The organism is Bradyrhizobium jicamae (genome assembly GCF_001440395.1).
Classification (GTDB): Bacteria; Pseudomonadota; Alphaproteobacteria; order Rhizobiales; family Xanthobacteraceae; genus Bradyrhizobium; species Bradyrhizobium jicamae.
Genome location: NZ_LLXZ01000108.1, coordinates 22,264 through 42,015 on the forward strand (window position 1 = coordinate 22,264; position 19,752 = coordinate 42,015).

Here is a 19,752-nt window from a genome sequence, read left to right on the forward strand (position 1 = left end):
GGAAATACCTGGCGTCGCGCATGGAGTTTGCGGAGGCGGTCGTGCTGAGCGACCTGCGGGCCGACGGTGATTATTCGCTGGTCGACGATTTCTACCGCTTTGTCGATAGGGGGGATGCAGCCGCTGTCGCACTTGCGCGGTTTGGCGAGGAGGGATGCGCAGATGTCATCCTGCGCTGCCGCGTGCTCCGTAGCATCAACCGCGATCTCGCGCTCAAACTGATCGGCGGCATGACGCAGGCGATCGAGGAGGCGTTCGACAGGCTTGAGCCCCATCTCGTCATGACGTTTACCATCGACCGTTATGTCATGGACGTAATGGAGCGGATCGCGCGCCGGCGTGGCATCGATTTTCTCGAAATGACGACATCGATCATTCCCGATCAGGTGATGCTCATGCGTCGCGGCCGGCCGGCCAGGTTGCGTGAGCCATCGACCGAGGATATCAATGCCGGGATCAGTCAGCTCTGCGCCGAAGACTTCGCGCCCGCTTATGTGCGTGATGCCAAGCGCTTTTCACGGGGCAGGTTCTGGCGCATATTCGGTTACTACGCTGTGCGTGGCGCTTTCTTCAATGTCTGGCGCTTCCTCAAGCGTGACCGCTACAATTGCCACTATCTCGATGCGCTCAAGCAACTAAAGCACAAGGTGCGCGTCGGCGACGTTGCCGCACTTAAGCTGCTCGACCATGGCTGGGATAAGCGGCTTGCCGATCTGCCCCGCGAGCGGCGAGTGTTCCTCGGACTGCAGCTCTTTCCCGAAGCCTCGATGGACTATTGGCTCAAGTCCCAGGACATGCTTGCGCATGACGACGTGCTAGTGCGCTGTTGCGAGGTACTCGGCCGCGCGGGCTACCGCATATTCGTCAAGGATCATCCGCTGCAATTTGGTTTCCGCCAGCGGGAGTTGTTCGAGCGGCTATCAAAACTACCTTTCGTGACGTTGGTACCCTATGATGTGCCGGCTAACTTGCTAATCGGAAAGTGCGCAGTCTCGGTGACGTTCACAGGGACGATCGGGCTCCAGGCCGCGTTGGCCGGACTTTGTTCAGTGGCGACCGAACCCTATTATGCAACCGAGCAGCATTTCGTGCACGTCCGAAATGTCGGGGAAATCGACGTGCTTGCGGAGCGGCTTGCGCAATGGCGCCTGTCTGATGATCTCGCGATGACGCGGCGCGAGATCATGCGGCACCTCGCAGCAATTAGTGTTGAGGGAGATTATTTTGGTTGGCGCAATTTCGATCCCGAAAATGCCGCCGCGCGCGCGTCAGTCGAGCCATTGGCGCGTTCGCTGAACACGCATTTGCCGCGCTTCCTGAAGTCCTGCAGAACCGCCGCCTGACGGTTAAGCAGGGACGCGCTGCAGCCGATGTCGATGGCCGGTGGGGATGGAACAGCGTGATGCGATCTCGTCTGCTTGACCTCGCTACTCGGCCGGCGATTGCGGGTACGGTCTCGGCGCTTATCCTGCGCGCCTTGACGCTGGCAAGCCGCTTTCTGTTGTCGCTATTGCTGGCGCGCATGCTGTCGCCGGCAGAGATGGGGCAGTACGGTCTTCTGACGGCGACGCTTGCATTCGCGCTGCTCGCGGTCGGGCTCGAGTTCTACTCGTACACGCTGCGCGAATTGGTTCCGGCAACGCCGGAACGGCGGGCGCGGATCATTGCGGATCAGATGACGCTCGGCTCGGTGACGCTGCTTGCGATCGGTGTCACGGTTTTCAGTGCGATCGCCGCGGGTTGGTTCCCAGCCCGTCTCGCGCCATGGTTCGTCGTGATCCTGATCACCGAGCATATCTCGTTGGAGGCAACGCGCATCCTGATCATCACCTGGCGCCCGGTGCGCGCCTATATCGGCGTGTTCCTTCGCGGTGGCATCTGGGTCTATGCGGTCGCCCTTCTGATGTTCGCGACACCTTCGACGCGAACGCTCGAGACCGTGCTGGTATTGTGGGCGTTCGGCGGTGTGCTGTCGATCGCCTTTTCTGCTTTCTCACTCTCCGATCTTCCCTGGCGTGAGTTGAAGGGATACCGGCCCGATTGGTCGACCATCCGCGAGGGTCTACGGACGGCTCGCCCCTTCATGTTCACTGCGGCCGGCGCGCTGGTCATCTCTTATGTCGACCGCTTCGTCATTGACATCTTCGTTGGCCGGGATGCACTCGGTATTTACACATTCTATTCGACGATTCTGATCGGCCTGCTGTCGCTCGGCGGATCGGTGTCACATCAGTTTCTGCCGAAGGTCATTGCGGGGTATGCGGCGGGGGTCGATGCCTACCGCGGTGCGCTTCGCTCATTCTTGTGGTCGATGCTAGTGCTGGCGTCGGGAACAGTGATCGTCTGCGGTGTCGCTATGGCTCCGATGTTGTCGGCGCTCGGACTATCCACCTACGGGTCGCACATTGGGGTGTTTTATGCCATGCTGCCGGGTATCTTCCTGCGCATGCTGGCCGATGTTCCCTCTTATGCGCTCTATGCAGCGCGGTCGGACAATCATCTCCTGCTCTGCAATCTCGGCTCGGCCGTGGTGTCGACGCTGCTCAACGTCCTTCTGATTCCCGTGTACGGAATCTATGGTGCGGCAGTGGCCGGTGGTATCGCCAGCGCCGTACTATTCCTGTTGCTGGTCATACTGGCCATTCGGATAATGCGCAAGGCTCGCCGGGAACCCGCCAATCGGGAAACCGTCGGCCTGCCAACTGATCCGGACATGCTCTATCCGTGAACTAATGGGCACCGTCATTGCGGTGTCAAAGTGACCCTGCTACACAACTTTAGGGTTTCGGCGCATTTGTAACGGGAAAATGCAGCGGCTTATTCATCTGGCGGGCAATCTCTCGTCACCTGCAATCCTCATCGTCTTGATCTGGTGCGCAGCGCTCTTAAGCGTAGCCATCGGACCAGTAGACTATGCGGGACAGCCGTCCATTGTCGTGCTTACCTTAGTCGGCTCGGGCGTAGGCCTCTTCCTGCTCGGCTGTTGGGGTGGCAAAGTTCTTTTCGTCCGCTATTTTCCGCGTCAGATGCAAATGCCTCCGCTTTCCAGGCGGATGCTGAATCGCATCGTCACCGCGGTGTCGCTGGTCGGAATCGTCGGAATTGCGCTGGTCGCGCTTGATCGCACGATGCTGAGCGGGGTGAATAATAGTGCCTACTCGGAGCTGTTGCGCTGCGCGCCCGGGCTGGTCGATGCCATATCGATCAAGCGGACGCCACTGCTTTATGGCGGCTATGCCATGTTCTCCTTCGGCTTCGTGTCGGTGGCGCTGTTCTTGCTCAAGGGAGAGGAAATCACGGGATGGGCGGCGGCGCTGGCGCAATTGTCCATCGTCTCTCCAATCGGTTATGCAGTGCTCTATTCAGGGCGGATGCCGATCCTGTTGGTTCTCGTTCTGGTTGTGTCGGCAATGTTGGTCCGTCTCGCGCAGGGGCGGCCGCCGTTGCCGCGCGGCCATTATCTCATCGTCAAGACGGTCGCTGCGATCGGGCTGTTTGCCATCTATTCGAGCGCGATCTGGACGAGCCGGCAGAATTTCTGCATCCAGATGTCGCCACTGATCACCGAGCTGCAGCAGGAGACGATGCCGCGCGAGGTGCCTTCTGCCAATGTCAGCAAGCCGCCCGAGACCAGCGAGAAGATCACGGCAACGGATCTTAGCAATCGAATTGCAGAGGCGCGTGTGGTTCCACCACCAGAGCAAAATCCGACTGCCGCCGATGTGGTCCTCGCGATGATGTTGGAAGCCTGGAATGTGAAGCCGCGGGGCTACGTCACGTCCGCGATCGAATCCAGCCGCCTATCACCACGTGGCGCGATGATCGGACTGAGCACCTATTTCTATCTGACGCACGGGGTGCGCACCATCGATATGGTGTGGCACTCACGCGACAAGTTCACCCCGAAATGGGGAGTTTACGAGATTGGAGTACTATCGCCGCTGCTGCGGGTCTTCTTCCCAAGCAACCAGCACGTCGAGGCCATGGAGGCCGAGCAGAGATCTGCCTCGATTTACGGATTCTTCCCGACCGTGTGGGGCGCCGCCTTCATCGATTTCGGCCTCATCGGTGCAATCATTTACATCCTGATCTGGGGCGTCGTGGCGGGTTGGAGCGCGGCGGGAAGCAAGCATTCCGACCTAATGACGCCGTTGCTGCTGTTGGTCTTTATCCTCGCCAGCATCCTGCTCAGCGTAGTGCAGGGACCGTTGGGCATGGCAAATTCTGCGCTGGTGCTAGTTTCGATGGTGATGACTGGCTTCATGCTTGATTTTGCCAGGCTGCGGTCGGGATCGCCGGAGGATGCCGGGGAGCTCCAGCTAAACGGCTCGGCCACCTGAGCCGATTAGCCGTGCCGAGATGTCGTAAGCCATGCAACCGTCGCAGCGACGCCTTGCTCCATGTCAAACGGCAGATCGCCGCAGACCGACGCGGTAGGCCTGAGGTCGAATTGATACTGCGTGAGCACGTTGTTGAGGCGGAATGAATTGAATGGGAACTTCGTCATCCCGATGGTGTTCACAGCGTCGCCGCACAACGCCAATGCGCGCGCAACGGCGATTGGCAGATGCCGAAGCGAGCGAGAACCGAATGCGCGCTGAAAGGCGTCGCACCAGGCGATGAGATCGATCGGGGCGTAGTCCGCAAGATAAAACGTTCGACGCTGGATCTGTTCGGCAGGTACCGCGAGGAGGCGCCAGTACTGGAATGCAATATTGTCGATGTAGCTGTAGGACTTCCAGAGCGGGCCGTGCCCGACGTGAAAATAGGACCCGCTCTCGATCATGCGAAGGAAGCGCTGATAGTGCGCGCTCATACCGGGGCCCCAGACCGTTGTGGGACGTGCCAGACACCATTCGCGCCCGGCGCCGTCTGCGCTGCGGACGATCTGTTCGGTGCGGACCTTGCTCTTTCCGTACAGTGTGTCCGCCGTGTAATCGGTGTCACTCTTCGGTACATAGCCGACGCGGCAGACGAGCTGCGACGAAGTCCAGATCCCCCGCCGGATCGACGGCGTCAGCCGTACCGCCTCGACCAGATTCTTGACGCCCTCGATGTTGGTGGCATAGCCCATAAGATTGGTTTTCTCATCGAGGTCGATGCGCGCGGCGAGATGAACCAGCGCGTCGGGCGCCGCGTTCTGCACGGCCTCTTTGAGCCGATCGGCCTCGAGGATATCGCAGACAATATCGGTTGTGGCAGCCGGAACCTTGTCGAGCCCCACGACTGCACATCCCTCGGTTCGCAACCGCCGCACCAATGCTTGCCCGATGAAGCCGGAGCTTCCGGTCACGAGAATTTTCATGCTGATGTCGCTGTCACTGCTGAAGGGGCGGTCGCTTGACCGACTTGCCCGGCTGATCTACCAAATCGACCTGTCGATTGCAAATTCCACCGGCTCCTCCGGCGTACAATGCATTTGTGGTCGATCTCTGACATGTCACCAGGCTCTTGCCCAACCGGCGCACGCTTCATGAAGGCATTCGTCTCAGCCGCGTTCCAGGCAATCAATCGCGTCTTGGAGCCGATCGGCCTCCGTCTGATGCGCACAAATGCGCCGGTTCGGAACTTCGCGCTGTTCTTCAAGCATCTGAAGTCGCTGGGCTTCGAGGTCAAGACGGTGGTCGACGTCGGCATCGCTTTCGGCACCTCACCGATTTACGATGCGTTCCCGCGTGCCAAGTATTTTCTAGTCGAGCCGGTCGCGGAATGCCGTCCCGTGCTCGAGCAACTCAAGCAGCGGCTCGACGCGGAATATTTCCTGGTCGCTGCTGGCGCCGAGAATGGCGAGATCACCTTCAACGTTCATGACGATATCTCGGGCTCGAGCATCTTCGCGCAGGTCGAAGGCTCGGCGCTCGACGGCGAAGCGCGGAAGACGCCGATGCGTCGGCTGGATTCATTGCTGCCGGAGAAGCTGGAGCACCCGGTATTCATCAAGGTCGACACCCAGGGTGCCGAGATCGAGGTGCTGAAGGGGTTGGGCTCGCGCATCAACGAGATCGACCTCATGATCCTCGAGACCACAATGATGCCGATGCGCCATGGCATTCCGCAATTCGCCGATATCGTGCGCTTCTGCGACGAGGCAGGCTTCGCGGTCTATGACGTCCTCGAGGGACACATGCGCTCGCTGGATGGCGCGCTTGCCCAGATCGATCTCGCCTTTGTCCGCAAGGACAGCCCGCTGCGCAGCCAGGCAGCCTATTTCAGCCCCGAGCAGCTCGCCAATTATCTCAAACGGCCGAGCAAGCTGCTCGACGCTAACTGATCGCTTGTCATGCCGCCGGGAGCGGGCCTCAGATTTCCGCCAGTAGGATGAATAGGCAGCGGCGCTCGCCCTTGTTCACCATGCCGCCGCGATGCATGCCGTTGCCGTCGAACAGCACGCAATTGCCGTAGTTCGAGGTCGCGGCGAAATGTCCCTCGCGCAGCCGCGCCACGTCGGAAGAGTTGTCCGGCAAGTCGCCGCCGAAATCGGCCTTCTTGCGCAGGAACGCCGGCAGCGCCATGAATTTCTTGCGCGCGTCGGGGCGCCGGCCCGAGAAGCCGCTGAAGTCGTTGGTTCGGCGCACCATGCCTTCGAACCAGCCGATCTTCGCATTCTGGCTGCCGCGGATATAACAGAACGGTCCACCGTCGGGACCGATATCGTGGATGTAGATCGCGCATTTCAGCATGCCGTAGGTGGCATCGATATGCAGGTAGCTGCCCCAGGGGTCCTGGAGCTGCGTATCCGGGAATACCCGCTTCCAGAACGCGAGGTCCTGGTCGTTGATCTGTGCATTGACGTGCTTCACGCCGGCCGGGCGGCCGAGATAGGCGCTCGCAGCCTCCATGATGCCGTAGCGCCTGAAGATATTCTCTACCGTCGCGAACGCCTCTGGATCGGCGGAGCGCGTGCACCAGTAGACGTTGTCGTCAAACTTGCGTTTCTCCACCGGAATGTTGGCGCGGCGCTCGTCGAGCTTGGCAAAGCCCGGATTGGTCACGCTTCGGATCTGGTCAATTTCATCCGGCGCGAGCGTCAGGCAGACGATGCCGTCGGATTTGATCTTGTTCAGCAATGCCGGGTTTGCCAGCGCCGCGGGACGCCGCGCACCGGTCAGCGTGCCGATCGCGCGGCTGGCGCGGATGCGCGCATACATCGAGACGTAGCGCAGGGCAGTCCGGGCGTTGAGGCCGCTAAAGCCGGCTTCCTTGGTCAATAGCGGCATGTTGTCGTAATCGACGATGCGGCGGATGGTGACGAAGGCGAAGGTCCGCAGGAACACATTCAGCGCGTAAAGCCGCTCGCGGAAAGTCGCCCGGGCGAACATGCCGCCATAGGCCGGATGCGCTTCATAGTCGATCGAGGGCACGGTGTTGCCGCGATAGGGCGGAATCGGAAGTTCGCTGACATCGACGGCACGCGCCGCAGGTGCTGCATCCGTGAGGGAATCGATTGTCGTCATGTCGCGTTTCTCCGGACCTGGCGCGGATCGCCTCAAAGTCGCCCGATCTATACAACTTGGCGCGTTGCACAGGCAACAACGGCCGGCCGTTATCAGCCTGTCCTGGGGTGTTCCGGCGCGGCGGCTAAATCATGGAAATGCTTCGGGAAAGCGCCACGAAGGTCGATCTTTCGAAGGGTTCCGGCGATCTTCTCCGACGCGCCCCCGCGGCCATAGGGCGGCTCTATGCCCGGATCGGGGTGGAACCGGCCTTCGAAGATGCGCACCAGGCTTGCGAGAATGACGGCCGAATCGGCCGGGCAATCGATGATCGAGGCGGCGCGCAGCCGGCCCCGCTGGCGGTCGCCGATATTGATCGAGGGCACGCCGACGGCCGGCGCCTCGAGGATGCCGCTTGAGGAGTTGCCGACCACGGCGTCGGCGAGCCGCAACGCGGCCCAGTAACGCTCGCTGCCGAGCGAGGTGAAGTGAAAGGCGCGGTCCGACCGGGCTGCGACGAAAGCCTTTATGGCGTCGTCGATCGCGCCATAGCCGGGATCGGCGTTGACGCCGGTGAAGATGATGCTGCGGTCCTTGACCTCAGAGAGCGTGCCAAGCAGTGCGGCAACATTCGTTGCGTCCGTATCAGGCCGCGCCGTGGTCGGATGCAGCGTGACTAGCAGGAAGCGTTCCGGACCGCTGATGCCAAGTCCTGCGAACAGTTCGGTCCGGCTGAGCGCAGGCGCGGTGCTGGCGAGATCAAGCCCCGGTGCGCCGACATTGAAGACGAAGTCGGGATTTTCGCCCATCTGGATCACGCGCTGCCGGTAGGGTGCGGCCGCAACGAAATGCAGGCAGGCCATCTTCGTGATGGCGTGGCGGATCGCGTCGTCGAAGGCGCCGGCGGTGATCTCGCCGCCATGGATATGCGCGATCGGAATGTTCAACAGCGTCGCCGCGACCGCGGCAGCCAGCACCTCGTAGCGGTCGCCGAGCACGACCAGAATATCTGGCGCAAGCTGCGGAAGCACGTCGGCAAAGCCCGTAACGCCGGTACCGGTGCCACGCGCCACCGTCTCGGGGCGGTCGTCGTGCAAGTCAAGATCTAGCTTCGCCGCGATCGAAAAACCGTCGGCCTCGATCGCGCGCCAGGTCTCGCCGAAGCGCGGTGCGAGATGCATGCCGCAGGCGATGATGCTTAGGTCGACGTCAACCATCTGCTTCAGCCGCGTCAGGATGCCCCGCAGCAATCCGTAGTCGGCCCGCGAACCGGTGACGACGGCGATGCGGCGGCTTGCGGTCATGCGGATTTCCGCCATGGCGACGCGTCGAGCATACAGTGCTCGATGACATAGGATGCGTAGGCGAGATCGGCAGCACTCTCGATTTCGATCGAATGCAGGCGGTCCATCATGATGCCATAGCTTGCGGAGGGATCGGCATAGATCTTTCGGTGCTTGCGCATCGCGTCCCAGCCGACAAGATAGAGCGCGCCGTTCATGGTGACTTCGAGGGCCTGATCTTGCCGCCGCTGAGCCGTCGTCTTCAGCATCTTCTCGACGATGCCGCCGATCGAGCCATCCTCGCCCAGTGTCCCGACGAAGATCGAGGCCACTTCGGTCTCGCGCATGCCGACCACAAGGCTCGCCTTGCGCATGGCGAACAGTTCGACCGCCTCGTCGAAATGTTCCGGCCGTGCGAAGGGCGACGAAGGTTCCAGCAGCATGATGGCGTCGTAGCGCCGTCCTTCATGCGTCTCGACCCAGTCCATGGCGTGAAGCACCACGTCGTTGGAGGAGGCGGTGTCGGTCGCCAGCTCGGCCGGGCGGTCGAACAGCACCTCGGCGCCATGGCGCTTCGCCTCGGTCTGGATCTCGGCGCTGTCGCTGGAGACGATCAGACGCGAGCAGTAGCGCGACTGACGCGCCGCCTTTGCCTTGTAGCCGACCAGGCTGAGACCGCCGATTTCGCGCAGGTTCTTGCCGGGTAATCCCTTGGATCCCCCGCGGCCCACCAGCAGGAACAATATCTCTGGCGAATTCGTCATTTGCTCTCGACAATCCCGCTTTCAGCGCCGAACAAGGACCGGCACGATTCGTCCCCGGCCAGGGGCCCAGGGGAACGCCGCAAGCCGTCCGCTTGCGTTGCTTTTACCAGTGTACTCGACTAAGACAACCGCTTGATGGATGGGCGATTTCGACCGCCCCCCGCGCTCAGCGACGAAACCGCATGCATCGCCGAACCCTGATCATTGCCGAGGCCGGTGTTAACCACAACGGCGATCGCGCGCGGGCACTCGCGCTGGTAGAGGCCGCCGCGCGGGCAGGGGCCGACGTCGTCAAGTTTCAGTCGTTTCGCGCCGACAAGCTGGCGACCGCGGAGGCTGCGAAGGCGAGCTACCAGCAGGCGACCACCGGCAACGCGCAGTCGCAGCTCGAAATGCTGCGCGCGCTCGAGCTCAGCGAGGATGACGAGGAGAGCATCGCCGCGGTCTGCGCTGCCGCCGGTATCACCTACATGTCGACCCCGTTCGATGCCGACAGCGCTACGCATCTGGTCCGCCGAATCGGCGTCCCGACGCTGAAGGTTGGATCGGGCGATCTTACCAACGCGCCGCTGCTGCTGCATCTGGCGCGCTTTCGGCTCCCGATCATATTGTCGACCGGCATGGCGACGCTGGCGGAAGTAGAGCAGGCGCTCGGCGTCATCGCCTTCGGCTATCTCGGCGACGTGCACGCGCTGCCTTCCCCTGCCGACTTTGCAAATCTTCTGCTCGACCGCGAGACATGGACCGAGCTGCGCGCCAGGGTCACGCTGCTGCACTGCACGACCGAGTACCCGGCCGATCCGCGGTCGATCAATCTGCGCGCGATGGCGACGCTGCACGATGCGTTCGGGCTTCCAGTCGGCTTTTCCGACCACAGCCGCGGCATTCATATTGCGGCAGCCGCAGTTGCGCTCGGCGCGGCCGTGATCGAGAAGCACTTGACGCTCGATCGCAATCTGCCGGGGCCCGATCACCGCGCCTCGATCGAGCCCGACGAAATGGCCGCGATGATTGCGTCGATTCGCGACGTCGAGGTCGCGCTTGGCGATGGCCGCAAGGTGCCTGCGCCCGAGGAGATTCCAAATCGCGCGGTGGCGCGGCGGAGTCTGGTTGCGATTCGCGTCGTCCGCGCCGGCGAGCGCTTCACGGAGGATAATCTCGGCGTCAAGCGCCCCGGTGACGGCATTCCGCCGATCGAATACTGGAGCTATCTCGGCAAGGCGGCGCAGCGCGACTATGCGGCCAATGAGGCGCTGGAGCCATGAGCCTGATCGTGCTCTGCGCCGGCGGTCATGCCCGCGTTGTCATCGAAGCATTGCGGAGCCGTGGCATACGTCCCGCTGGGGTGACGGATAGCGACACGTCACTCGTGGGCAGTGTGGTCGGCGGCGTTCCGATCACGGGACCCGACGAAGATATCCTGAAGATGAGCGTGGATGCGGTCGAACTCGTTAACGGCCTGGGTAACCGCGCCTCGCGCACCGATTCGGGCCTGTCCGGGCGGCGTGAGCTGTTTGGCCGTTTCGCCGCTCTGGGTTACAGGTTTCCGGTGATCTCGCACGTCTCCGCGGCGATTGCCTCCGATGCAACGCTCGGCGACGGCGCTCAGGTGATGGCGGGTGCCGTGATCCAGCCGGCGGCGCGGATCGGGCGGAATGTTCTCGTCAATACGCGTGCGGTGGTGGAGCATGACTGCATCGTGGGCGATCACGCCCATGTCGCGCCGGGGGCAGTGCTCTGCGGCAGCGTGTCGATTGGCGAGAGCGCCCATATCGGTGCGGGCGCGGTGGTTCTGGTGGGTGTCAACGTGGGAGCGGGAGCTGTCGTTGCCGCGGGCGCCGTGGTCGCAAAGAATGTCGGGGCCGGCGCCTTCGCCGGCGGCGACCGGATTGGTTCGTGATGAAAGAAATATTCGTTGTCAGTGAAGATACGCCCCTGATCGAGACGCTGCGGCGGATCGATCAAGGCCATTTGCAGCTCGCCGTGGTCGAACGTGACGGCAGGATCATCGGCACCGTCACCGACGGTGATGTGCGGCGCGCGCTGCTCGGCGGCGTCGGGCTCGACGCCTCCGTCGACCTCGTGATGAATCGCACGCCGATCACGGCGCCGGTCGGCATTTCCAACCCGGCCGCGCTCAACCTGATGCGCAAGCATTCGATCCACCAGCTTCCGATCGTCGATGCCGAGGGCAGGGTGGTCGAGGTCAAGCTGATTGACGATCTTGCCCTTGCGCAGCAATCCGATCATTGGGTGGTCTTGATGGCCGGCGGTCTCGGCTCGCGGCTGAAGCCGCTGACCGATGACGTACCGAAGCCACTGATCCGGGTTGGCGACAAGCCGATCCTGGAGACCGTGCTCGGCGGTTTCGTCAAGGCCGGCTTTGGCAAGTTCTTCATCTCGGTCAACTACAAGGCCGACATGATCCGCGAGCATTTCGGCGACGGATCGGCCTGGGGCGTGGAGATCAATTATCTGCAGGAGAATGCGCGCCTCGGCACCGCCGGCGCATTGTCGCTGTTGCCCGAGCGACCGGCGCAGCCATTTTTTGTCATGAACGGCGATCTGCTCACGACCGTGAATTTCGAGCAGCTGCTGAAATATCATCGCGAACATCAGGCGTTCTCCACCGTTTGCGTGCGCGAGCATTCGGTGACGGTACCGTTCGGCGTAATCGATTTCGACGATCATCGCCTGCTCGGCATCCGCGAAAAGCCGACACAGAAATTCTTCGTCAATGCCGGCGTCTATCTGCTCGATCCTGGCGTGCTCGATTACCTCGATGCCAACGAGGCCGTCGACATGCCGGCCCTGATCGAGCGGACGATCGCTACCGGCAAGCCATCCGTGGTGTTCCCGCTGCGGGAGTACTGGATCGATGTCGGCCGGCTCGACGATCTGCAGCGCGCCTCCGACGAGTTTCAGAGGATTTTCGGATGAGCACCGAACGTTCGCTCCGCGAGATGATGTCACTCGACGGGCGCGTCGCTGTCGTCACCGGGGGCGCCGGTCATATCGGCCGCGCGATTGCGGGCGGCCTGGCCGAGCTTGGCGCCACGATAGCGCTGGTTGATATGGCGGCGTCTGCCGGCAAAGAGGCGGCGGCGGAACTGACGAAGAGCTGGCCGGTCAAGGCGGAAATGTTCGACTGCGATTTCGAGCAGGGCGAGGCGGTGAAGGATCTGCCGCGTCGGGTGCGCGAGGCGTTCGGTGGCATCGACATCATCGTCAATTGCGCGGCCTTTGTCGGCACCAGCGGGCTTGAGGGTTGGGCCGTGCCGTTTGCGCAGCAATCCGATGCGACTTGGCGGCGGGCGCTCGAGGTCAACCTGACCGCGCCCTTCGTCCTGATCCAGGCCGCAGCCGAGGATCTGGCAAAATCAGGCCACGGCAGCGTCATCAATATTTCCTCGATCTACGGGCTCGCCGGGCCGGACTGGCGGCTTTACGAGGGAACCTCCCTTGGGAACCCAGCGGCCTACGCCGCTAGCAAGGGCGGCTTGATCCAGCTGACGCGCTGGCTTGCGACGACCATGTCACCGAAAGTCCGGGTCAACGCCGTGGCGCCGGGAGGTGTGTTCAGGGCTACGCCGGAACCGTTTTTGAGCCGATATGTGGCCCGCACGCCGCTTGCGCGCATGGCGCGGGAGGACGACATGAAGGGCGCTGTGGCCTATCTGGCGAGCGATTTGTCGGCCTATGTGACAGGCCAGTGCATTGCGGTCGACGGGGGGTGGACAGCGTGGTAAGCCGACAGCAAATCATGCAATCGCGAGAATCTCTGAAATGTTGAGCTGTAGCAAATGCTTGCTGCCGGAAACGGCAGAGGCGACATCGTTCGACGAGGCCGGTTCCTGCAGCGTTTGCGCTCAGATCGAGGTCCGTGACACCCAGATCAACTGGGACGAGCGCTACAAGCAGCTCATGGAACTGGTCGGTCAATACCGCGACAAGAGCATTTACGACTGCATCGTGCCCTATTCGGGCGGCAAAGACAGCGTATTCCAGCTCTGGTACGTCGTGCGCAAGCTCGGCCTGAAGCCGCTGGTGGTGCGCTTCGACCACTGGTTCTACCGGCCGCTGGTCGAAGAGAACAACACCAGCGTGTTCAAGCAGCTCGGCGTCGATGTCCTGAACTTCACGCCGAACTGGCACGTCGTCCGCGAATTGATGCTGGAGTCGTTGAAGCGCCGCGGCGACTTCTGCTGGCATTGCCACACCGGCATCTACGCCCACACCATGCAGATCGCGATCCGCTACGAGACGCCACTTCTGATCTGGGGCGAAAGCCTGGCCGAATATCAGTCATTCTATTCCTACGACGAGATGGAAGAGGTCGACGAGAAGCGCTTCAACCGCGCCATGAATCTCGGCATCACCGCTGACGACATGTACGAATTTCTCGGCGGTCGTGTCGCCAAACGCGACCTCTATCCGTTCGTCTATCCGCCGCGCAAGGAACTGATGCGGATCAAGTGCCGCTCGGTCTGTCTCGGCAGCTACATCAAGTGGGACACCAAGAAGCACGTCGAAATCATCAAGAGCGAGCTCGGCTGGAAAGGCCAGGAGGTCGAGGGCATTCCGCCGGAATACGACTACGAGAAGATCGAGTGCTTCTTCCAGGGTGTGCGCGACTACCTGAAATACATCAAGCGCGGCATGGGGCGGACCAACCATCTCGCCAATATCGACATCCGCAATAAGCGCATGACCCGCGAGCAGGGCGAGGCCCTGGTACGCGAATTCGACGGCAAGCGGCCGCCGAGCCTTGATCTCTTCCTCGATTATCTGCAGCTATCCGAAGAGCAGTTCCTGGGTATTGCGATCAAGCACGAGGTCAGCCCGTGGCAGTTCTCGCCGAACACGGTGGAGCCGGGCCGCCGCATGCCTGACATGGACAAGTGGAACAACACTCACGTGCCCTGGCCGAACCATCCGGGTGTCGAGATCGGCGGCGGCAAGGATTAGTCGAGGATTGATCGCGAGCGCTTGCGGAACAGTGCTGGGGGAGTGGGGGTGATGTCAGGGGTTGCGATCGTCGATTACGGCATCAACAATGTGCGATCGGTGCGCAACGCCGTCGAATATTGCGGCTTTGACCCGGTCGTGACCCATGATGCCGGCGCGATCGCGGACGCTTCCCACGTGATCCTGCCCGGCGTCGGCGCGTTCGGCGACGCCATGAGCAATATGCGCGCCCGCGGCATCGACGAGATTCTCGAACTCCATGTCCGCGAGAAGGGCAAGCCGTTCCTTGCCGTGTGTCTGGGCATGCAGCTCCTCGCCAAAACTTCCGAGGAGCATGCCGATGACGGCGTGCTGCATCGCGGACTCGGTTGGTTCGACGCCGACGTCCTGCGCTTGATGCCGAACGATCAGGCGCTGAAGATCCCGCATATGGGCTGGAACATGGTGGCGAAGGAACGCAACCACCCGATCCTCGACCATATCCGCGAGAGCAATCTGGCCTTCTATTTCGTGCACAGCTTTGCCATGCGCTGCAACGCGCCGGAGGACGTGGTCGGCTACGCCCAATATGGCCAGCAGGTGACCGCGATCATCGCGCGAGATAATATCGCCGCCACTCAGTTCCACCCCGAGAAGAGCCAGGACAGCGGGATCGAGCTAATGAGCAATTTCCTGCGCTGGAATCCTTGAAAACTAGCCCGCGATGCTGAAAAAGCGCCTGATCCCGAAATTCCTGCTGCGTGACGGCCGGCTCGTCAAGTATGTCCGCTTCTTCGAGAACGAGCGTGCCGCCGGCAATCCGGTGACGACGGCGAAGGTCTATAACGACTATGGCGTCGACGAATTGATCGTGCTGGACATCGTGCCGAGCGAGGCCTCGCGTCACCGCGTGGTCGAGATCATCGAGCGGATGTCAGAAGAGATATTCATGCCGTTCACGGTCGGCGGTGGGGTCAAGACGCTCGACGACGTCAACGCGCTGCTTCGCGCCGGCGCCGACAAGGTGTCGGTGAATTCGGAAGCGGTCCGGCGGCCGGAATTTTTGCGCGAGGCTGCGCGCACCTTCGGCGACCAGTGCATGACGGTGTCGATCGACTACAAGAAGATCAGCCCCAATCACGCCAGCGTTTTCATCGACGGCGGCCGTGAGCACGTAGCCCTCGATCCAATCGAATGGGCGCGGCGCTGCGAGGACCTTCATTGCGGCGAGGTGCTGCTCGGCTCCATCGACCGGGACGGCACCATGAGCGGTTACGACCTTGAGATGATCCACAGGGCTGCAAACGTGCTGAGCGTGCCCTTGATCGTTTCCGGCGGCTGCGGCTCACTTCAGCATGCGATCGACGCCCTGGAGGCCGGCGCGTCCGCGGTGGCGATTTCGTCGATGTTTCTCTTTACCGATCATAGCCCGATCAAGCTGCGCAGCCATCTCTTCTCTCGCGGCCTCGAGGTGCGGGCGAGCTCCAGCAGCAGGAACTAGCACCGTGCAACTCTCGCTTCAACGCAATGACCTCGCCGTCTACGTGCGGAGGCAGTTCGAGAATCTGTTCCCGGATGGCGCCGATCTCGGCGACTTGCCGAAATTCGTGGATCTTGCGCTCGAACGGATCGAGTACTGCTTCTCGCGCGTCCGGCTCAAGGGCTTCTTTGCCAATGGCGAGGCGCGGTTCTCGCATTGGCACTCCGACCAGTACGCGATCTTCCTCTACTACCTCGCAAACACCGTGTTTCGCGAGCGGCCCGCGCATCCCATTGCCGACAAGGCTTACGCGCTCAACAAAGCCTTGCACGCGCTGGACGCATTCTACGAGGTGGAGCTGCCCGACATATTCGCGGTTCAGCATCCGGTCGGCACCGTGCTCGGCCGCGCGGGCTATTCGGATTATTTCATCTGCTACCACAACTGCACGGTCGGCGCGAATCTCGAGAACGACTATCCCTCGTTCGGCCGTGGCATCGTGATGTATGGCGGCAGCCGGGTGATTGGCAAGACAGCCGTCGGCGACAACACCTTCGTGTCGACCGGTGCGATCATTATCGATGGCGGCGCGCTCGCCGCCGACAGCGTGCTGCATGGCATCTATCCGAAGGCTGCGCGCTCACCGACGTCGCGCAACGTGAGGCGCGAAATTTTCGGCGTGGATGCCTGATCAGGTCAGCCGCTTGAACCCGGAATGGGCCACCGGGCCGCGCAGCAATTGTTTGACGGCCTTCTGGTCCACCGCGATGCGCAGCTCGCGGAACACCTCGTTCACGGTTTCCAGATAGCGGTCGACATGGGCGTCGGTATGCGCCCACATCGCATAGAACGATCCGGTGGCCAGGATGCCGCGGTCGAGCATCATCTGGGTGAACAGTGTGCGCACCTCCTGCGCGTCAGGCAGATCGAAGGCGAAATGCCCGAGCGGCGAGATGCCGGAAACATGCACCGGCAGGCCGGTTGCCTGCGCAACCTCGGTCCAGCCCTTCTGGATGCGGGTGCCGACGCGCATCAGATGCCGGGCGACATTCTGCTCGCGATGCTTGCGCAAGGTGGCAAGTGCTGCAACCGGACCGACGCGCTCGGTCCACGCGGTCGAACTGACAAAGGTCTCTTGCGCCGCGTCCATCGCCGAGGCGCGGCCGACGATCGCCGCCATCGGGAACCCGTTGGCGATGGCCTTTGCGAACACCGCGACATCAGGGGCGACGTCATAGGCGAGGTGCGCGCCGCCGGAATTGATGCGGAAGCCCGACGTCACCTCGTCGAAGATCAACACCGCGCCGCAGCGGTCGGCGAGCGCTCGGATACCCTTGATGAAGGCAGGTTCAGGCTCGCTGGAGCGCACCGGCTCCATCACGATCGCTGCGAGCCGGTCGCTGTTTGCGGCAACGATCGCCTCGATCTCGTGGAGCTTGTTGAAGTGGAACGGATGCATCAACCCGGCAAGACCGCGCGGCACCCCCTTGGTATCGAGGCCCGGCAACAGGTGGCCGTCGAGCGCAGTGGTCTCGCCGAGATTGGCACTGAGATACCAGTCGTGCCAGCCGTGATAGCCGCAGAATGCCACCATGTCGCGGCCGGTGGCCGCGCGCGCGATGCGGATTGCGATTGCCATCGCTTCGCCGCCGGCTCGGCCGAAGCGGACCATGTCCGCCCAGGGATGCAGCTCGATCAGGAGTTCCGCGAGTTCGATATCCTCGGCGCAATTCAGCGTCGACATCGAGCCCATATCGATCGCGGTCTTCACCGCGGCATCGACGTCGGGATCGGCAAAGCCCAGGATGGTGGCACCGATGCCGCAATAGCTCATGTCGAGATAGGTCCTGCCGTCGAGGTCGACGACTTCAGCGCCCTTGGCCGACTTGAAATAGGTCGGCCATTGCTCGGGCAGGAACATTTCGGGCCGTTTGGAGAGCAATTGCGTTCCGCCGGGCATCACCTTGCGCGCGCGCCGGTAAAGCGTTTGGCCAGTGCTCGACATCGCATATTTCTCCTGCAGGGAAGCAGGCGGTGGATACCCTAAGCCCCCCGGTCAGGCAAGGTGCCGTCCCCGGCCACCGCTCGCAATCGAATTGCAAAAGGGGCTCGCCACGGCACCGTCTGTCTTGACGAGGAGCGCGTGACGCGCACCCGCAGCCAAGCGTCTTCACGTTGTTTGACTGCGGTCCATCCTTGCCTGCGTGACGTCGTTGACGACACGGCGATAAAAGCCAAGCGCGGCTTCTTCACGGTATTTGTAGGCAACGCTGGCCGCTCGCATTCCTTTTTCGGTCGTCGCCTGACGATCTCGTGCAGCTTCCCGGATAGCGCGCGCGAGTTCGACCGGATCCTCGGGCGCTACCACCCATCCGATGGCCTCTTCACCGAGCACCAGAGCTCCTTCAGAATTTGCCTCTGACGCTATAACAACCGGCCGGCCGACAGCCAGGAGATTGTAGAGGCGGCTCGGAATTGAGACGCCGGCGATACTTCGGCGATAGGGTATCACCCAAAGGTCCGCCGCCGCCAGGAATTCGATGAGCTCATCGTCGGGGACCGGGCTCAGGATCGTGACGTTGGCGAGGCTTTCCTGGGCGTACAGGTCATTCAATTCCTTCCAGCCAACGCCCCATCCGGACAGGATGAAGTGAATGTCGCTCTCTGACTGCAGAAGTCTTGCTGCCTCAAACACCGTTGCAGGAGAGTGGGTGAACCCAAGGTTGCCTGATAGGCCGACGATGAATTTGGAGGTCTCCCGAGCACGGAAACGGCTGGATGGGTCGATCTCCCGATATCCGATGGGGATCAGAGGCCAATTGGGGATGATGTGAAGCTTGTCTGCTCTGACGCCCGGATACTTCAGGATCAGGGGCGGCACATCCCGTCCGATGACGACGATAGCATCCAGGCTTCGAAACAGGAGCGTGTTGGCGAAGCGGATGAGCCGGGCCGCAAAGGACTTGGATTGGATCAGGCCGGCCGCTTCGAGCGCTTCGGGATAGAGATCGTAGATGAGGAGCAGCGTCGCCGCGCCGCGCAGTTTCGCCGCCAGAAGCACGGTGTAAGGCAACGTGAAAGGAGACGTTACGCAGAAGACGACGTCACTGGATGTTGCTCGCCTCAAGACCGAGAGGAACATCCGTGCAGCCAGCAGGCAAACCGCCGCTGCGCGTTGCGCGAGCGCGGACTTGCGCGGGCTCCAGTTTCTGATTTCGATAACGGCCGGATTGCGGAGCGGGTCGGCGCCAAGCGAATTCGGGTTGGGCGTCGCGGAAATAACGACAACTTGGTTATCTGCCGCGAGTGTTTCGGCGATCTTGCCCAGATACACCGCGGTCGTGCTCGTATCCGGAGGATAGAACTGAGTAGCGAGGATCAGCCGTGCAGAGTTGTGCATGTGTGAAGGCTGTCTTAAATATCAGGCTCTGATCGTCGATCTGTCGCCTGTTCCGTTCGGTATGCCTGGTAGGCGAGCTTGATGCCCTCCTCGAGCGAGGTGCTGGCACGCCAGCCAAGCTTGGCCAGGCGGTTGACGTCGAGCAGCTTGCGCGGCGTGCCGTCTGGGCGCGACGCGTCGAAGCTGATCTCGCCGGTGTACCCCACGGTTGCAGCGACCACGCGGGCGAATTCGGCGATGGTGATGTCCTCGCCGGTGCCGATGTTAACCAGTTCGCGATCCGAATAGGTCTTCATCAAATGGATGCAGGCGTCGGCGAGATCGTCGACATAGAGGAATTCCCGCCGCGGCGTACCGGTGCCCCAGACCACGACCTCCTTGGCGCCGGCAACCTTGGCCTCGTGGAAGCGGCGGATCAGCGCGGCGACGACATGGCTGTATTCGG

19 protein-coding genes are annotated in these 19,752 nt (G+C 62.0%); 12 read left to right on the forward strand and 7 right to left on the reverse strand.

The annotated features are described in order from the left end of the window. The first annotated feature begins 41 nt into the window (after window positions 1-41). The 3 genes from CQ12_RS17705 (at window position 42) to CQ12_RS17715 (ending at window position 4,340) form a co-directional block, all read left to right on the forward strand. Entirely contained in the window at window positions 42-1,343 is a 1,302-nt protein-coding gene (locus CQ12_RS17705; RefSeq protein WP_157088279.1) for a hypothetical protein, read from the forward strand. Window positions 1,344-1,402: 59 nt separating this feature from the next. Beyond that, complete coding sequence (locus CQ12_RS17710) at window positions 1,403-2,728, forward strand: lipopolysaccharide biosynthesis protein (RefSeq protein ID WP_083519338.1); 1,326 nt, start codon at window positions 1,403-1,405, stop codon at window positions 2,726-2,728. 79 nt (window positions 2,729-2,807) lie between these two features. After that, window positions 2,808-4,340, forward strand: a complete 1,533-nt coding sequence (locus CQ12_RS17715; protein WP_157088280.1) for a hypothetical protein — start codon at window positions 2,808-2,810, stop codon at window positions 4,338-4,340. Window positions 4,341-4,345: 5 nt separating this feature from the next. Here CQ12_RS17715 and CQ12_RS17720 read toward each other — a convergent pair whose 3' ends face one another. After that, entirely contained in the window at window positions 4,346-5,305 is a 960-nt protein-coding gene (locus CQ12_RS17720; protein ID WP_057836591.1) for an NAD-dependent epimerase/dehydratase family protein, read from the reverse strand. A 168-nt stretch (window positions 5,306-5,473) separates the two neighbouring features. On the opposite strand from CQ12_RS17720, the gene CQ12_RS17725 reads away from it, so the two are divergent. Next, complete coding sequence (locus tag CQ12_RS17725) at window positions 5,474-6,271, forward strand: FkbM family methyltransferase (protein WP_057836592.1); 798 nt, start codon at window positions 5,474-5,476, stop codon at window positions 6,269-6,271. Between the two features lie 28 nt (window positions 6,272-6,299). Here CQ12_RS17725 and CQ12_RS17730 read toward each other — a convergent pair whose 3' ends face one another. The 3 genes from CQ12_RS17730 to CQ12_RS17740 all read right to left on the reverse strand — a co-directional run bounded on the left by CQ12_RS17730 (window position 6,300) and on the right by CQ12_RS17740 (window position 9,480). After that, window positions 6,300-7,454 (reverse strand): phytanoyl-CoA dioxygenase family protein, encoded by a 1,155-nt coding sequence (locus CQ12_RS17730; RefSeq protein WP_057836593.1) that lies wholly within the window; start codon window positions 7,452-7,454, stop codon window positions 6,300-6,302. A 92-nt stretch (window positions 7,455-7,546) separates the two neighbouring features. Next, complete coding sequence (gene neuC, locus CQ12_RS17735) at window positions 7,547-8,737, reverse strand: UDP-N-acetylglucosamine 2-epimerase (RefSeq protein ID WP_057836609.1); 1,191 nt, start codon at window positions 8,735-8,737, stop codon at window positions 7,547-7,549. Beyond that, window positions 8,734-9,480: an acylneuraminate cytidylyltransferase family protein gene (locus CQ12_RS17740; protein WP_057836594.1), complete on the reverse strand. Its 747-nt coding sequence runs from the start codon at window positions 9,478-9,480 to the stop codon at window positions 8,734-8,736. The genes neuC and CQ12_RS17740 overlap by 4 nt, the downstream gene beginning before the upstream one ends. Window positions 9,481-9,662: 182 nt before the next feature. Here CQ12_RS17740 and neuB point away from each other — a divergent pair, with 182 nt between their 5' ends. From neuB to CQ12_RS45095, 8 genes are read left to right on the forward strand one after another with little or no spacing between them, the layout of a single operon-like run. Beyond that, on the forward strand, window positions 9,663-10,745 hold the full coding sequence (gene neuB / locus CQ12_RS17745; RefSeq protein WP_057836595.1) for an N-acetylneuraminate synthase: 1,083 nt from the start codon (window positions 9,663-9,665) through the stop codon (window positions 10,743-10,745). Continuing rightward, window positions 10,742-11,380 carry a NeuD/PglB/VioB family sugar acetyltransferase gene (locus CQ12_RS17750; RefSeq protein ID WP_057836596.1) on the forward strand — a complete coding sequence of 213 codons (639 nt, stop codon included), beginning with the start codon at window positions 10,742-10,744 and terminating at the stop codon, window positions 11,378-11,380. Before neuB ends, CQ12_RS17750 begins: the two co-directional genes overlap by 4 nt. Further along, window positions 11,380-12,420 carry a nucleotidyltransferase family protein gene (locus CQ12_RS17755; RefSeq protein ID WP_057836597.1) on the forward strand — a complete coding sequence of 347 codons (1,041 nt, stop codon included), beginning with the start codon at window positions 11,380-11,382 and terminating at the stop codon, window positions 12,418-12,420. Before CQ12_RS17750 ends, CQ12_RS17755 begins: the two co-directional genes overlap by 1 nt. Beyond that, complete coding sequence (locus CQ12_RS17760) at window positions 12,417-13,229, forward strand: SDR family oxidoreductase (RefSeq protein ID WP_057836598.1); 813 nt, start codon at window positions 12,417-12,419, stop codon at window positions 13,227-13,229. The genes CQ12_RS17755 and CQ12_RS17760 overlap by 4 nt, the downstream gene beginning before the upstream one ends. A gap of 37 nt (window positions 13,230-13,266) precedes the next feature. Further along, a complete protein-coding gene (locus CQ12_RS17765) occupies window positions 13,267-14,448 on the forward strand; it encodes an N-acetyl sugar amidotransferase (protein ID WP_057836599.1) in 1,182 nt (393 codons plus the stop codon). A gap of 51 nt (window positions 14,449-14,499) precedes the next feature. Further along, complete coding sequence (hisH, locus tag CQ12_RS17770; RefSeq protein WP_057836600.1) at window positions 14,500-15,138, forward strand: imidazole glycerol phosphate synthase subunit HisH; 639 nt, start codon at window positions 14,500-14,502, stop codon at window positions 15,136-15,138. Window positions 15,139-15,151: 13 nt separating this feature from the next. Further along, on the forward strand, window positions 15,152-15,928 hold the full coding sequence (gene hisF / locus CQ12_RS17775) for an imidazole glycerol phosphate synthase subunit HisF (protein WP_057836601.1): 777 nt from the start codon (window positions 15,152-15,154) through the stop codon (window positions 15,926-15,928). Between the two features lie 4 nt (window positions 15,929-15,932). Beyond that, on the forward strand, window positions 15,933-16,598 hold the full coding sequence (locus CQ12_RS45095) for an LbetaH domain-containing protein (RefSeq protein ID WP_057836602.1): 666 nt from the start codon (window positions 15,933-15,935) through the stop codon (window positions 16,596-16,598). Here the strand turns inward: CQ12_RS45095 and CQ12_RS17785 are convergent, their stop codons facing one another. From CQ12_RS17785 to CQ12_RS17795, 3 genes are all read right to left on the reverse strand, one after another. Beyond that, window positions 16,599-17,912, reverse strand: a complete 1,314-nt coding sequence (locus CQ12_RS17785; protein WP_057836603.1) for an aminotransferase class III-fold pyridoxal phosphate-dependent enzyme — start codon at window positions 17,910-17,912, stop codon at window positions 16,599-16,601. A 165-nt stretch (window positions 17,913-18,077) separates the two neighbouring features. Then, the gene (locus CQ12_RS17790) at window positions 18,078-19,307 is read right to left on the reverse strand and encodes a glycosyltransferase family 4 protein (protein WP_057836604.1); all 1,230 of its coding nucleotides are present in this window, start codon (window positions 19,305-19,307) and stop codon (window positions 18,078-18,080) included. Window positions 19,308-19,321: 14 nt separating this feature from the next. Continuing rightward, on the reverse strand, window positions 19,322-19,752 hold a 431-nt coding region (locus CQ12_RS17795; RefSeq protein WP_157088281.1), incomplete at its 5' end, for an NAD-dependent epimerase/dehydratase family protein.

Bases quoted from the DNA above. Each gene is read 5' to 3' on its own strand.
- CQ12_RS17710 (WP_083519338.1), top strand. From the start codon at position 1,403: ATGCGATCTCGTCTGCTTGACCTCGCTACTCGGCCGGCGATTGCGGGT.
- CQ12_RS17755 (WP_057836597.1), top strand. From the start codon at position 11,380: ATGAAAGAAATATTCGTTGTCAGTGAAGATACGCCCCTGATCGAGACG.
- hisF (WP_057836601.1), top strand. From the start codon at position 15,152: ATGCTGAAAAAGCGCCTGATCCCGAAATTCCTGCTGCGTGACGGCCGG.
- CQ12_RS17715 (WP_157088280.1), top strand. From the start codon at position 2,808: ATGCAGCGGCTTATTCATCTGGCGGGCAATCTCTCGTCACCTGCAATC.
- CQ12_RS17720 (WP_057836591.1), bottom strand. From the start codon at position 5,305: ATGAAAATTCTCGTGACCGGAAGCTCCGGCTTCATCGGGCAAGCATTG.
- CQ12_RS17725 (WP_057836592.1), top strand. From the start codon at position 5,474: ATGAAGGCATTCGTCTCAGCCGCGTTCCAGGCAATCAATCGCGTCTTG.
- neuB (WP_057836595.1), top strand. From the start codon at position 9,663: ATGCATCGCCGAACCCTGATCATTGCCGAGGCCGGTGTTAACCACAAC.
- CQ12_RS17730 (WP_057836593.1), bottom strand. From the start codon at position 7,454: ATGACGACAATCGATTCCCTCACGGATGCAGCACCTGCGGCGCGTGCC.
- CQ12_RS17760 (WP_057836598.1), top strand. From the start codon at position 12,417: ATGAGCACCGAACGTTCGCTCCGCGAGATGATGTCACTCGACGGGCGC.
- neuC (WP_057836609.1), bottom strand. From the start codon at position 8,737: ATGACCGCAAGCCGCCGCATCGCCGTCGTCACCGGTTCGCGGGCCGAC.
- hisH (WP_057836600.1), top strand. From the start codon at position 14,500: ATGTCAGGGGTTGCGATCGTCGATTACGGCATCAACAATGTGCGATCG.
- CQ12_RS17765 (WP_057836599.1), top strand. From the start codon at position 13,267: ATGTTGAGCTGTAGCAAATGCTTGCTGCCGGAAACGGCAGAGGCGACA.
- CQ12_RS17750 (WP_057836596.1), top strand. From the start codon at position 10,742: ATGAGCCTGATCGTGCTCTGCGCCGGCGGTCATGCCCGCGTTGTCATC.
- CQ12_RS17740 (WP_057836594.1), bottom strand. From the start codon at position 9,480: ATGACGAATTCGCCAGAGATATTGTTCCTGCTGGTGGGCCGCGGGGGA.
- CQ12_RS17785 (WP_057836603.1), bottom strand. From the start codon at position 17,912: ATGTCGAGCACTGGCCAAACGCTTTACCGGCGCGCGCGCAAGGTGATG.
- CQ12_RS17790 (WP_057836604.1), bottom strand. From the start codon at position 19,307: ATGCACAACTCTGCACGGCTGATCCTCGCTACTCAGTTCTATCCTCCG.